15 protein-coding genes are annotated in these 12,917 nt (G+C 44.5%); 13 read left to right on the plus strand and 2 right to left on the minus strand.

The genetic code is table 11. The features are described from left to right. Positions 1–81 precede the first annotated feature (81 nt). Positions 82–1,023: a site-specific integrase gene (locus tag C4S74_RS21785; RefSeq protein ID WP_258042568.1), complete on the minus strand. Its 942-nt coding sequence runs from the start codon at positions 1,021–1,023 to the stop codon at positions 82–84. A 1-nt stretch (position 1,024) separates the two neighbouring features. Between C4S74_RS21785 and C4S74_RS21790 the strand changes: the two genes are divergently transcribed. The 8 genes from C4S74_RS21790 to C4S74_RS21820 all read left to right on the plus strand — a co-directional run bounded on the left by C4S74_RS21790 (position 1,025) and on the right by C4S74_RS21820 (position 6,416). Then, the gene (locus tag C4S74_RS21790; protein WP_103997447.1) at positions 1,025–1,321 is read left to right on the plus strand and encodes a hypothetical protein; all 297 of its coding nucleotides are present in this window, start codon (positions 1,025–1,027) and stop codon (positions 1,319–1,321) included. Between the two features lie 2 nt (positions 1,322–1,323). Further along, a complete protein-coding gene (locus C4S74_RS21795; RefSeq protein WP_103997448.1) occupies positions 1,324–1,683 on the plus strand; it encodes an ABC transporter ATP-binding protein in 360 nt (119 codons plus the stop codon). Then, positions 1,683–1,925 carry an HK97 gp10 family phage protein gene (locus C4S74_RS21800; RefSeq protein WP_103997449.1) on the plus strand — a complete coding sequence of 81 codons (243 nt, stop codon included), beginning with the start codon at positions 1,683–1,685 and terminating at the stop codon, positions 1,923–1,925. The genes C4S74_RS21795 and C4S74_RS21800 overlap by 1 nt, the downstream gene beginning before the upstream one ends. Before the next feature lie 57 nt (positions 1,926–1,982). Continuing rightward, entirely contained in the window at positions 1,983–2,681 is a 699-nt protein-coding gene (locus C4S74_RS21805; RefSeq protein WP_103997450.1) for an N-acetylmuramoyl-L-alanine amidase, read from the plus strand. Between the two features lie 43 nt (positions 2,682–2,724). Continuing rightward, positions 2,725–2,889 (plus strand): hypothetical protein, encoded by a 165-nt coding sequence (locus tag C4S74_RS26705; protein WP_181024499.1) that lies wholly within the window; start codon positions 2,725–2,727, stop codon positions 2,887–2,889. A 14-nt stretch (positions 2,890–2,903) separates the two neighbouring features. After that, on the plus strand, positions 2,904–4,115 hold the full coding sequence (locus C4S74_RS21810; protein ID WP_103997451.1) for an acyltransferase: 1,212 nt from the start codon (positions 2,904–2,906) through the stop codon (positions 4,113–4,115). A gap of 729 nt (positions 4,116–4,844) precedes the next feature. Then, a complete protein-coding gene (locus C4S74_RS21815; RefSeq protein WP_103997452.1) occupies positions 4,845–5,453 on the plus strand; it encodes a suppressor of fused domain protein in 609 nt (202 codons plus the stop codon). Between the two features lie 90 nt (positions 5,454–5,543). Further along, on the plus strand, positions 5,544–6,416 hold the full coding sequence (locus C4S74_RS21820) for a hypothetical protein (RefSeq protein WP_103997453.1): 873 nt from the start codon (positions 5,544–5,546) through the stop codon (positions 6,414–6,416). A gap of 227 nt (positions 6,417–6,643) precedes the next feature. On the opposite strand, the gene C4S74_RS21825 is transcribed toward C4S74_RS21820, so the two are convergent. Further along, positions 6,644–7,342 (minus strand): Crp/Fnr family transcriptional regulator, encoded by a 699-nt coding sequence (locus C4S74_RS21825; protein ID WP_103997454.1) that lies wholly within the window; start codon positions 7,340–7,342, stop codon positions 6,644–6,646. A 41-nt stretch (positions 7,343–7,383) separates the two neighbouring features. On the opposite strand from C4S74_RS21825, the gene C4S74_RS21830 reads away from it, so the two are divergent. The 5 genes from C4S74_RS21830 to C4S74_RS21850 all read left to right on the plus strand — a co-directional run bounded on the left by C4S74_RS21830 (position 7,384) and on the right by C4S74_RS21850 (position 12,754). Continuing rightward, a complete protein-coding gene (locus C4S74_RS21830; RefSeq protein ID WP_103997455.1) occupies positions 7,384–8,517 on the plus strand; it encodes an aminotransferase class V-fold PLP-dependent enzyme in 1,134 nt (377 codons plus the stop codon). Positions 8,518–8,579: 62 nt separating this feature from the next. Then, positions 8,580–9,821: an amidohydrolase family protein gene (locus C4S74_RS21835; RefSeq protein ID WP_103997456.1), complete on the plus strand. Its 1,242-nt coding sequence runs from the start codon at positions 8,580–8,582 to the stop codon at positions 9,819–9,821. A gap of 35 nt (positions 9,822–9,856) precedes the next feature. Continuing rightward, on the plus strand, positions 9,857–10,069 hold the full coding sequence (locus C4S74_RS21840; RefSeq protein WP_103997457.1) for a DUF3311 domain-containing protein: 213 nt from the start codon (positions 9,857–9,859) through the stop codon (positions 10,067–10,069). Then, positions 10,066–11,547: a sodium:solute symporter gene (locus C4S74_RS21845; RefSeq protein WP_103997458.1), complete on the plus strand. Its 1,482-nt coding sequence runs from the start codon at positions 10,066–10,068 to the stop codon at positions 11,545–11,547. The genes C4S74_RS21840 and C4S74_RS21845 overlap by 4 nt, the downstream gene beginning before the upstream one ends. A gap of 1 nt (position 11,548) precedes the next feature. Next, positions 11,549–12,754 (plus strand): amidohydrolase family protein, encoded by a 1,206-nt coding sequence (locus C4S74_RS21850; RefSeq protein WP_103997459.1) that lies wholly within the window; start codon positions 11,549–11,551, stop codon positions 12,752–12,754. Positions 12,755–12,917: the final 163 nt, after the last annotated feature.

A 12,917-nucleotide genomic window follows, 5' to 3' on the forward strand; every position in this document is an offset into this window, starting at 1 on the left:
CTTGTGGGAAGCTTCTTTCTTGTTCGGCTTGGTTACGTGAAGGTAAATGTTTCTTGTGGTATCGTCGTCACTGTGACCGAGTCACTGCATGATTTGCTCCAAGCTTACCTCGGCCACAGCAAGAAGCGATGTGTGCGTATGTCTCAATGAGTGTGGGGTCAGTTTATCATTCAGCTTGCTAATTTTCAGTAGGCGTGCCATTCGGATCGCCACCAGCTTCAAATACATGGGGTAACCTGGATTTCTACCATCAAGTTGAGCAAAGACGAAATTCTTATCATGGTACGGCTTATTATCTTTAGATTGTAGCTCTCTGAATTTTAATTGTGCAGCCTGCAAATTCTTTAACTCCTCAAGAACTAAATCCTCCACATCGATCACTCGTTTTGATTTTTTTGTCTTGGGAGTCAGCAGCATATAATCATTCAATATATTTCTAGGATTATAGTAGGTCTTAGTGATGCTAATCGTTTGTTCATCAAAGTCAATATCTCCCCATTTAAGCGCACATAATTCACCGCTGCGCATGCTCGTGTATGCATGAGTAAGGAATAGAGGGTAATCACGCTCGAGACCAAATTTCTTTGCGGCTTGTAAAAACAGAGCTAGTTCTTCTTTTTCCATATATTTCGGAATCTCAATCCCCTGCTCCAATTCTTCAACTGTTAACTGCTTTCTCGGCACGATGGCATTTGTCGTCGGATCCGTCTTAATTACGTCGAGTTCGACGGCACGCTTGAATATCATTCGTCCGGTTCGGTGGGCTCCGTCAATAGTGTTATTGGCGTAACCTTTCTTTTGAAGAGAATTTAGAGCGTCTTGATACTGTTTCTTGGTGATATCAGACATCTTTAATTTGGCGAAATACGGCTTTAAGAGGCTGATTTCATGCTGTCTTACCCTGACCGTGCTGATTTTCACTTTTCCGGTTGATTGATAACCCAGTAGCCATTCCTGGGAGAAATCTTCAAAAGTTATCTTTTTCTCCTGTACAAAGGTTCCCTGTACAAGTTCGGAAAACACTATGGCAGCGGCATCCGGCCAGCGGATCCGGCACTATATCAACCGCGACATCCCGGAGGGACTCAAGCATACATGGGCAGCAATCACGGCCGGCGCTCTTACCAAAGAGCAGTCGGCCATTATATTTCCGCAGGCTCAACCGGTGGAGGCTTTCGTGGTGAGTCTTGGAGACACATCGATCAAGCCGATCAAAGCACCGGAGAGCCCGCCGTCGATCCGGCCGACCGTGGCAGCCATCGACACGGAGTTGCTCGGATATAAAGCGGATTTGAATGCTTACCGAAGGCTGAGGTGGTAAGCGTGATTGACTACGACAAGTATCGTCGAGCGATCGAACAGCATTACACCGACCGCTGCACGATCAGCCGTGTGATTGAGCTGGAAAAGCCATCTGGCGAGACGGTGCAGGATTTCAGTCCAGCTTACTTGGATCAGCCTTGCCAGCTTTCTCAAAAAGCGCTTGCTGTAAACGATCAGACGGAGGCCCAGAACAACATCGCCTATGAGACAAAGCTGTTTATCGCGCCGGAGCTGACCATCCTGCAGGGGGATGAAGTTACCGTTAAGCATGTAGAGCGGGAGCTGACCTTTGTAGCTGGTGAGCCGTACCTTTATCCCACTCACCAGGAAGTGGTCTTGCAGCGGAAGGGGGCGGCATAGTGGCAAAGTGGGGAAACTTTGACTTTGGGGAATTATCCCGGATTGCCGATAACTTGAAGCAAGCTCTCGACCAAAGAATTATCGATGGATTTTTTCGTGATTTTCTCCTTGAGATGGCCTTTAGAGCCGAGCGGAAGATCAAGAAGCGTACACCGGTTGATTCGGGGGAGCTGAGGAGAAACTGGACCGTCAGCAGGGTCGAGAAACACGGAAATGCTTATGTGGAGCAAGGGGTGCAATAAATCAGAGTGAGGCTTTCCGATGCAGACCGGAGAGCTCTTATTTATGGGAGGTTAGTCATGAAGAAATTTTTAATTGTCATTGATTTCGGCCACGGCGGCACAGACCCGGGAGCCAAGGGTAACGGATTACGTGAAAAGGAGCTTACACTCGAAATTGGTAAGCGCATCGGGGCGTTCTTGGGGGACCGGGTAGACGTTCGCTACACGCGAACCGGTGATAAATTTGTAGACCTTTCAGCGCGGGCAGCATACGCAAACAGTGTGGGGGCGGATTATTTTCTGTCTGTCCATATCAACGCGGGCGGCGGGACTGGTTTCGAATCTTTCGTGTATACGTCTATTAAAGCGGGTTCATCGACGGAAAAACTACGGTCCATCATTCATAACCACGTAGCACCGGTGCTTGCCCGCCGTGGCCTGCGGGACCGTGGCCGTAAGTCCGGCGACCTGGCCGTTTTGCGTCAAACCAATATGCCAGCGGTGCTCCTGGAGTACGGCTTTATTGACACGGCTGCAGACGCTGGGCTGCTTAAAGACGATAGTTTCATCGACGAGCTGGCCCGCGCAACGGCGGACGGCTTGACGGAAGCTTTCGGTCTGCCCGCAGCTCCCGCGCCGGCGGGGCCGGATGCGGACCTGGAGAGGGCGCTGGCAAAGCTCCACGCGGCCGGCGTAATGGATTCGCCCGACTTCTGGGCTGCCAAACGCGCGGGCCGGCGGTACGGTCAATGGCGAGTTTGCTGCGCTGCTGATTAAACGTATAGCCGATATTTTTTAAACGAGGGAGGAGGTAATGTCTGTGAATAATGATCCCCCCGGTATAATAGCCGGGGGGATTTTAAGTCTTGGTTTTCGAATTTTTAATTTGAATACCTTGTGTTTGAAAAAGGAATTCATGTATAGTGGTGTCAAGATAACAAATATATTGGAAAGTGGTGCCACTTTTTGTTGGGGAAAAAAATAAGAGGAATATTGGGGATGGATAGGTCCGTTCATATTCCTGAGTTAGACGGGATTCGTGCAATAGCAGTTTTAATGGTGTTTATATATCACGCGTGGGGCAATTCAGGTATACCCGAGTTAAATATATTCGGGTGGGACATTACTTTTTTACTCAGTTGGGGTCACCCTGGTGTTAATTTGTTTTATGTTCTTAGTGGCTTCTTATTATTTATACCTTTTGCGAATTATTATTACAACGCAAATAAATGTGATACTCCACCAAGTTTAAAAAAATATTTCATTCGTAGAGCGTTACGTATACTTCCTGTTTATTATGTTTTTTTGGTTTTAAGTATTTTGTTGACAAACAATATTACTATTCTATCAACAGAGGGAATAAAGAAACTTTTTATCAACATTTTTTTTCTACAAGGTTTTTTTCCGGAACATATGATCAATGGGGTAACATGGACCTTATCTAATGAAGTTCAATTTTATATTTTGCTTCCATTTATAGCTCGTTACTTTATTGGCAGAAGAGCCTTGATTGCGTTTCCTGCTACATTAGCTTTAGTAATCATCTACCGGATAGTTTGTTTCTTTATTTATAATCCAAACATTGACTCGATTGATTGGAAATATTACTATCTGACGGAATATAATATTTTAGGATGCATAGACAACTTTACAATTGGGATGACAATTTCCAGTATATTTTACTACAAAAAGATTGGGAGAAATCGTCACATAGATAATCTTATTATTTCAGCAAGATACCTTACTTGGTTGACGCCTTTGTTTTTTGGAATGCTGTTTTATACATATTACTCTTGGAGATTTAAACAAAACTCACATTTCAGTTGGTTCTTTTTTTCTTTTGGTTTTGATTTCTTTCTGTATATTTTATTCGCTTTAATATTCTTATATGTGCTATTTCAGAAAAGCCTATTAACCTCTATTCTTAGTAATACGTATTTAAGAATAATAGGGGTAATAGGTTATAGTGTTTATATCTGGCACCTTCCTTTAATGGATAGTTTGAATAAGACAAATTTCATTAACAGTACGGAAGGTTGGGAAAAATTTTATCGGTTAATACCATTTTCATTACTTGTGATTATACCGTTTTCATTTTTTATGTTTATCTTAGTGGAGAAATATTTCATGGACTTATCATCTTCATTAACTAAAAAACATGAAGACGGGATGGCTTCAATGAACACTATAAAAGATAAGATTACTTTTTAGAAATGATTGTCTTTCGTTCTCGTTTGCATTCTGTCGATTGTATACCCCCGTGCCTAATGGCCGGGCTAGTGTATACATTATGGGTGACTGGTTACCGGAAGCTGTTATCATTGAGCCGTGAGAACGGGCTGAGGATAAACCGGTATCAAGCACAGAGTATCCAGAAATTTGGCTGCTATAGTACCAAGAAAAAGATAGGGGTAACAAATGGGTAACGGAAGCCACGGAAAAACCGTAATATCATGTGTCACATAGAACAATTAACAAACGCTGAAAACCTTGATTTTACGGGCTTCCGTGGCATTTTATTACATATGGAACAGCTACGCAAAAGTATGGGCGGCATGATGTAAGAAGGGTCTCAAAAACCCTGTAATACCAGTAAAAACAGGCTCCTACAAGGGGCCTGTTTTTTTATAATCACAATAAAATCACTCTTCTTGCAAAGGGGCCTGTTTTGAGTTTTGATTTTTGAAGTTTTAATTTGAACACCTTGTGTTTGAAAAAGGAAGTCGTGTATAGTGGTCTCAAGATATAAAACTATTGGAAAATGGTTCCTGAGAACATCAATAATAAAAATTTAGAAAAACTCGAAGACATCGAATTTTTCGCCGAAACGGAATTATGCTTTGGAGATAAAAATCTTGGCCTTTTTTTATTAAAGGCGCTAGCATTTATGGAGCGTCAGTTTTCCGGTGTGGATGATACTGTCCTTAAGAGGTGATGGATATGCAGAACAAGAGAGAGTCAAGCAAAGAAAAAATGCTGAACTTCGACATCAGAAGAACAATCATTCTTAATTTATATATTAAAGAATGGTCTATGCCAGAATATAGAGTCATCATGACAAAACCGGAGATTGGCGTATATATTGAGATCTATTATTTCCCATCAATGAATGATAAAACTCCTGCTAGATTCGCAACAGTCGGCCTATCTAATTCCATTCGAAAAACCGGAAAACCTACTGAGACTGAATGGATGCTAGCTTTAGAACCCGATTTGGGACAAGAAAGCATGGATCGTATAATCTCCTATTTCTGCGACCTGATTGCCCATAATATTGAACATATAAAATCTTCGGAAGCACCACGCGTAATGACTGAGAGCGCACTCGCACCAGAGAACTGGACTACAAAAGCCCTTATGATTGATGAACTAAGAGGAGAGAGTGAGGATTTAGAAGAAATAAAAATAGGTGAAGAAACAATTAGTGTCTTGTGGGTTGTACCAATTACTCATAAAGAAGCACATATAATTTTACAAGAAGGTATAGATGCTTTTGATATTTACATAGAAAAGTCTCCGTATTCAATAATAGATCCCACTCGTCCTTAGTAGTAAGCAGTTCCATATATTTCGGTTTCCAGCGCCAGTGAACGGCGATAAGGGGCCGAGGAAAATAAGCTGAAGGGGCTGGTGCACCCAATGACCAACATTACGGAAATCAATAGCCTAGAAAATTGGCAAAATGCTTCACGTGAACGCCGCGAAGATATTTGCAATTCGATAATCAATAAATTACCAGAAAGATTCAAGCTCGCTAAACCCTATATAATAAAAAATCCTCAAAATGGTAAAGAAATAGAAATACCCTGTTTTTATGATGAGCTTTACGAAACACCTTTAAATTTAATATTTGGAGGAGACTTTATTTATGGTGCATCCTCTCAACATATTGAGAGCATCAGAAATATATGCACACCTAACGATTGGTCCATGATTTCTCAACTTATCCATCAATCTGAGGATAATGAAAATACTCGTATAAACCCATTCCTTATGAGCCGTTTCCCTGTTTACGAGTGGGTATTAGAGGAGAACATTAATCTATCCAATGATGAAGAACGGCCTGATTTTTATAGCGAAGATGGTCCGTTCCCCGCCTATGTTAACTTACAAGAAGCAAAGTCGTTTTTGGAAAAAACCGGGTATAGAATGCCATGGGACTTCGAGTGGGAGTATGTCTCTAAGGAGTTCAACAATAATTTATTCATTTGTGGAGAAGAAATTCCATCACGAGATTTATCCGATGACATCTGCCTGACACAATTTGGTGATAGCAGGCTCAATAATGCAGCTGCCAATATTTTTGGCATAGCAGGTCTTGCCATTGCGGCATTCACCCGCATTGGAGGAGCGAGCGATGAAATAATAGTTCGTGGAGGCGCTGCCGGATTCTACCCGTTTCAACACCCTTCGCAATGGGCAATGCTATTGACCGAGTTGCAAGTACCTGTAAAAAATATGCCTGGCCAGTTAGCAGGTCTACGATTATGTCTCGACATACCCAAAATATAATGCTCCAAAGCCTTGTGAATTAAGGTTTCCCGTAAGGGGAAGACCGTTTGACCGGATCTGTTAATAAGGCCTCTCAGAGTTTATATCTGAGAGGCCTTTTTGCGTCTTTTTCACTTTTTATGCGATAGGGTTTTAAAAAATCTTTATCAGATGTGAGAAATTTTATAGATTGTAAACTACTTTACAGAATATTTAGGGAGTAATTAATAAAATGAATGCATATCCAATTAGTTGTGATGGGTTCCCAACGAAATCAGGCGCGCCTTGTCTTCAATCACATACTTGCCGTTTTGTTTGGAAATGACGCCGGTTAGTTCCAGTTTTTTTAGGGTGTTTGCCGCTGTCACTCTCGATGTGCTCACCAGATTGGCCAATTCTTGGTGGGTGAAGCGGATTCCAATGAACTCTTTGTCGCCGCTTTTTATCCCATACGTATCCACTAATTGTAAAAGCGTGTGACAAATTCGCTGGATAGCGGAATAAGAGCTTAGTTGCAGCAATTGGGACGACATGATTCTCATTTTTAAGTTTACCAAAACCAAAACCTGCCGCGTAAGCTCGAAATCACCTTTTAACGTTTCTTCGAATTTTTTGCGGTCAATTTTAATGACAGTGGCTTTACTGGCGGCAATAGCGCTATGGTTGTACGATGCGGCATTGTCAAAAATGCCGTTTTCACCGATCATCCCGTTTTTTCCAATGATTGCGATCGTTTTTTCGACGCCATTAAGGGAGGTCACATATAATCGGATACGGCCGTTCAGAACCAGATAGACAAAATCGTTAGGCTGATTTTCCAGAAAGATAAAAGCATGCTTTTGTAAAACCAGTTTTTGTCCAAGTTGAGGGAGCGGATGCCAATGAAAAGCCAAGCTGTCCAGCCAAGATGTTACCGAAGAATTGATAGCGCTTTCTATCTTGGTCATAGTCATTCTCCTCAAATATAAATTGAAAGCGGGCGATTTTTGTGGAATATCCTTTTGATAAGGAAAGACAATATTTTCCGATATTGAAAAATAAGATTCAGCTGTCCAGTTGTTCTCAAAGCGCAATGAGCCTTCAAGTGGAGGCGGCCATGAAAGAGTATACCGACGGCTGGTTAGCGGAAGGAATGGACTGGACGGCCTGGGTGGATCGGGTAGAGATGGCTAAACAATCTTTTGCCACCCTGATTAATGCGTCATCGGATGAAATTGCAGTGCTTCCGTCCGTTTCATTAGCGGCGGCAGCAGTTGCATCGGCGCTGCATTTTACAACACCCAGAAATAAAATCGTGACCACCGAAATGGATTTCCCTTCAATCGGGCATGTCTGGTTAGCTCAACAATCCCGGGGGGCCCAAATCGCCTTCGTTCCGAGTGAAAACAACGAGATTCCGATTGAATTTTATGATCAATGTGTGGATGAACAAACTTTGATCGTCTCCATGTCGCATGTTGCTTATTATAATGGACTTAAACAAGATTTAAAACAGATTTCCTCCCTTGTGCACGATAAAGGGGCACGGCTGTTTGTCGATGCGTATCAGTCAGCGGGCTGTGTCGCTATAGATGTGAAGGAGATGGACGTAGATTTCCTTGCGGCAGGAGCCCAGAAGTATTTGCTGGGGATACCGGGAATCGCTTTCTTATATGTGAAGAAGGAACTTGCCGATGAGCTGCAGCCTTCCATTACCGGCTGGTTCGGCCGGATAGATCCTTTTTCCTTTGATGTTAAATCATTGGATTATGCGGAAGGAACCAGGCGATTCGATACGGGAACTCCTCCAATGATCAACGCTTACGCCGCTAATGCAGCCCTGGAACTGATGAATCAGATAGGTGTAAATCGAATTGAATCCTATCTTAACGAATTATCGAACTTTGCCATCTCTTATGGACAAGAAAAGGGACTAGCCATTGCAAGCCCGCTGGATCTCAAGCGAAAAGCGGCTAACACGGCCTTTCAATGCCCGGACGCATCAAGGATTGAATTGAAAATGAGGGAAAGAGGAGTTATTGTGTCAGCGCGCAATGATGTGATTCGGATGGCACCTCATTTTTACAATAAAAAAGAAGAAGTGGCCCTTGCAATCGATATGCTGTGTGAACTGAAATCGTAATTTGATTTCTTAATTGTATACGCTTACTTTTACCGAAAATTATGAATAAGGGAGAATGCCAGATGACGAACAAGAAAATTTTCAAGAACGCTTTGCTCATAGATGGAAAAAGCGACACAGTGCAAAAAGAAGCTCTGGTCATTGTGGAAAACGAGAAAATCACGTATGTCGGCCGCTACGATGAAACCATTGTGCTCCAAGCCGGTGATGCAGAGCTGTTCGATCTAAAAGGCATGACCTTGATGCCGGGAATGATTGATACCCACGTCCATCTGTGTATGGCAGGCGAGCCGAGCACCTTCACCGACATGGTCATGGATACGGCAGCGTTCGCCGCAATTAAAGGTGTAGAGAGAGCCAAGCGCTCGCTTCAAGCGGGGTTTACGACACTTCGTACCATGGGCGAAAAGGGACATATTGATATCGCCATTAAAAAGGCAGTCGAACAAGGAATTATCGTCGGCCCGACGATTTTTGCCAGCGGGAAAGCCTTGACCATAACGGGCGGACACGGAGATATGTTTCCTGAGGGCGTCAATATAGATGGAATCGGCATCGTCTTGGACGGTGTGGACCAGGCAAGAAGAGCGGCCCGCGAGCAGCTAAAGCTGGGTGCCGACAACATTAAAATGATGGCTACGGGCGGAGGGATGTCGCCAGGTCCGGGAACGATCGCTCAATTAACCATTGATGAAATGCAGGCTGCCGTAGAAGAAGCGGTGAAATTCGAGAAAGTCACAGCCGCCCATGCCATTGGCGTAGAGGGAATTCATAATGCTTTGAAAGCCGGTGTCCGGACCATTGAGCATGGGACATTCTTGGATAATCGAGGGATTGAGCTCTTTTTGGAGAAAAACGCTTATCTCGTTCCGACTCTGTCTGCTTTCAAAACGATTAAATACGGCCGAGCGGGCGGCGTCCCTGAACACCATATTAAAAAGGTGGAATACTACCAGACCGCCCATGAAGCCAATTTACAAAAGGCGATTGCGGCAGGCGTCAAAATCGTCGCCGGTACGGATGCGGGAACCCCTTTTAATTACCACGGGGAAAATGCGTATGAACTGGAGTGTCTCGTGAGAAACGGTTTGTCTGAAATGGATGCGATTAAAAGCGCTACGCAAGTAGCGGCGGAAGCACTTCGTTTAACGGAGCTAGGGGTCATCGAGCCGGGGAAAATCGCGGATATGATCGTCGTCGACGGGAATCCGCTGCATGATATCAAAATCCTTCAAGATAAAGCGAGAATCAAGCGGGTCTTTAAAGGAGGGCAGCTCGTTCATACGAATTCTGCGGATTGCTGATTGAGATTGGAAAAAGCTTGAGGGGGTTAACTGGAATGAGAAGTTATTATTGGCTCGTTATTATTCCGTTTATCGGAATGCTCGGAGGCGCCGTTGTCTTTAATCAAGTTACTCCTTACGTATTAGGTATGCCATTCCTGCTCTTCTGGATCTTGCTGTGGATCGTTCTCTCTTCGCTTACGATGCTGGTTATTTATCAGCTGGATAAATCAAACGGATTGCTCGATAGGGAGGGCGATGAGGTATGAATACGGCTCTGCTCATTATGTTTGGGTTTCTTCTGCTGTGTCTCTTTCTCGGGTTAATGGCGAGAAGAGGAAAAGATATGAATATGGAACAGTGGGCTGTAGGCGGACGGGGATTTGGCACCGTATTCGTTTTTCTATTACTCGCCGGGGAGATTTACACCACTTCTACTTTCCTCGGGACAAGCGGCTGGTCCTATTCCAAAGGCGGCCCGGCATTTTATATCCTATGCACCTCTTCCTTAAGCTATTTACTCGGGTATTGGCTGCTGCCGCCGATTTGGAGATATGCAAAAGAGCACAAACTTGTTTCACAATCTGATTTCTTCGCTATCAAATACAAAAGCAAAGGTTTAGGTGTATTGGTAGCGATTGTAGGTGTCTTGGCACTCATCCCGTATCTGATCTTGCAATTTAAAGGATTGGGGATTATCGTATCCGCAGCCTCATACGGTTCGATTTCGCCCTCTCTTGCCATTGTCATCTCTACCATCGTCATTACGATTTATGTAAGCGTTTCCGGTATTCATGGATCGGCATGGACGGCCGTCATCAAAGATATCTTAATCTTTATAATCGTTCTCTTTTTAGGTATCTATCTCCCTTACCACTATTATGGCGGTATTCAATCGATGTTTGAGGCAGTCAATGAAGCGAAACCGAACTTTCTGCTTGTTCCTGATAAGGGCTTATCTTTCTCCTGGTTCATTTCGACAACCTTGCTCACTGTGATTGGCTTCAGCATGTGGCCCCATACTTTCGCCGCCTATTTTTCCGCAAAAAGCACGAATGTATTTAAGAAAAATACGATTATCATGCCCCTTTATACACTGATGCTGCCATTCGTATTAATCGTCGGGTTCACGGCGATTCTACAGGTTCCGGGATTAACCGGTCCCAATGGGGATTTGGCGCTGTTAAAAATATCGATCCAAACGTTCGACCCTTGGTTCGTCGGTTTTATCGGAGCTGCAGGATTATTGACAGGGATCGTTCCCGGCTCCTTGCTGCTCATGGCCGCTTCAACAGCTGTCGCGAAAAACATCTACCAAGTCATTTTTCCTGCAACCACTGATGCGGGGCTTAGCAGGGTTGCCAAGCTGCTCGTTCCGATTATCGCTCTCGTTTGCATGTTTTACGCCATTTTCAACAGCAGCACGATCATGACCCTGCTCCTGATGGGCTATAATTTTGTGACCCAGTTATTCCCGCCCTTGCTCGCTTCTCTGGTCAATAAGAGATTCTTCACCAAGCAGGGCGCTGCGGCCGGAATGCTCGTCGGTGTTCTCACTGTCATTCTTATTACGCTGAACGATCTTACGATAGCTCAGCTATTCCCGGGTCTGCCGCAAGCCATTCAAGAATTAAATATCGGGTTCATCGCCGTACTTCTAAATACGGCTGCATTAATCCTCGTCAGTATGCTTACACGTAATCAAGCCATTCAAACGAATAACGTTGGTTTAGAGAAGGGGGCTTAGCATGAAAACCTATATTCGGAATGTTACTTTATATAACGGGCGAGGCAGCAAAACGGAAGGTGCCAATCTCCTTTTTGATGAAACCGGAATTCTTGGGTTAGGCAGCCATGATCTAGCGAATCAGGCTGATCTGGTCATTGATGGCACAGGATTAACCGCACTACCCGGTCTCATCGATCTGCATGTTCATTTAACGATGGATGGCAGTCCCGATTCCATGGGCAAAACAATAGGAGATTCGGTCGGTGTTGCCGCCTATCGCGCACTTGTTCATGCAGGGAAACAGATTCAATCAGGCGTAGTCACCGTTAGAAATTGCGGTTCGAAATACAATATAGATATTGAACTGCGAAAAGCGATTTCAGAGGGGATTGTAAAAGGCCCGAGGATTTTTGCTTGCGGTCAACCGATTACGATGACAGGCGGCCACTGCCATATGTTCGGTACTGAGGCAGATGGCATCGAGGAAGTTAGAAAAGCGGCGAGAAGCAAAATAAAAGAAGGGGCCGACTTTCTTAAGCTCATGGCTACAGGCGGTGGATTGACACCCGGGGTAAAGGCAGGAGCTTCCCAGTTAACTGAAGAAGAATTAGCTGTCGCTTGCCAAGTTGCCAAAGAGGCCGGAAAACGAACAGCCGCACACGCCCAAGGCAACGAGGGGATCAAAAATGCGATTCGTGCAGGCGTGACAACGATTGAGCACGGAGTTGAGCTGGATGATGAAGCGATCCGATTAATGAAGGAACGAAACACGTATCTCGTCCCGACATTGGCAGCTCCCTATCAGATTGTAAAGCATGGAATGGCTGCCGGCATACCGGAGTTTGCGGTAAGAAAAAATGAGGAAGCCATGATTCCCCATCGTGAAAGCTTTCGAAAGGCACATAAAGAGAACATAAAAATTGCCGCCGGTACGGATGCGGGTACCCCGTTTAACCTGCATGGAGATTTTGCGACGGAGCTTGAGCTCATGAAAGAAGAAGGCATGTCCCTGCAAGAAGTCATACACGCCGCTACCTATATGGCTGCCGAAGCGCTTGGCATCGAGGGGGAGACCGGCAGCTTAGAGATCGGGAAATGGGCGGATGTCATTCTCCTCGAAGGCGATCCCGAAGCGGATTTCTCTGCTTTTCGCAGGGTAACCCATGTATTCAAAAGCGGAGTAAGCATGCACACGCTTGCTTTGGAAGTTAGGGATAAAGGCTGATCGCACTTTGACAAGATTTGTCCACGAAGAAGACCGATTAGACACTTGACGAAGCATGGCTTCTTTAACTGTATGCCCTATCCCTGTGGCTTAGGGGCTTGGTAACTTACCGGAAGAAGTCATGCGGCGGGCAAGTGGTATAGGGTCTTTCTGCCAGATACGC

This window comes from Paenibacillus sp. UNC499MF (genome assembly GCF_900107975.1).
Classification (GTDB): domain Bacteria; phylum Bacillota; class Bacilli; order Paenibacillales; family NBRC-103111; genus Paenibacillus_F.

What these genes read in the sequence shown, in the direction of transcription:
- C4S74_RS21815 (WP_103997452.1), top strand. Translation starts at nt 4,845, where the DNA reads ATGCAGAACAAGAGAGAGTCAAGCAAAGAAAAAATGCTGAACTTCGAC.
- C4S74_RS21825 (WP_103997454.1), bottom strand. Translation starts at nt 7,342, where the DNA reads ATGACCAAGATAGAAAGCGCTATCAATTCTTCGGTAACATCTTGGCTG.
- C4S74_RS21790 (WP_103997447.1), top strand. Translation starts at nt 1,025, where the DNA reads ATGGCAGCGGCATCCGGCCAGCGGATCCGGCACTATATCAACCGCGAC.
- C4S74_RS21810 (WP_103997451.1), top strand. Translation starts at nt 2,904, where the DNA reads ATGGATAGGTCCGTTCATATTCCTGAGTTAGACGGGATTCGTGCAATA.
- C4S74_RS21840 (WP_103997457.1), top strand. Translation starts at nt 9,857, where the DNA reads ATGAGAAGTTATTATTGGCTCGTTATTATTCCGTTTATCGGAATGCTC.
- C4S74_RS21820 (WP_103997453.1), top strand. Translation starts at nt 5,544, where the DNA reads ATGACCAACATTACGGAAATCAATAGCCTAGAAAATTGGCAAAATGCT.
- C4S74_RS21850 (WP_103997459.1), top strand. Translation starts at nt 11,549, where the DNA reads ATGAAAACCTATATTCGGAATGTTACTTTATATAACGGGCGAGGCAGC.
- C4S74_RS21845 (WP_103997458.1), top strand. Translation starts at nt 10,066, where the DNA reads ATGAATACGGCTCTGCTCATTATGTTTGGGTTTCTTCTGCTGTGTCTC.
- C4S74_RS21805 (WP_103997450.1), top strand. Translation starts at nt 1,983, where the DNA reads ATGAAGAAATTTTTAATTGTCATTGATTTCGGCCACGGCGGCACAGAC.
- C4S74_RS21835 (WP_103997456.1), top strand. Translation starts at nt 8,580, where the DNA reads ATGACGAACAAGAAAATTTTCAAGAACGCTTTGCTCATAGATGGAAAA.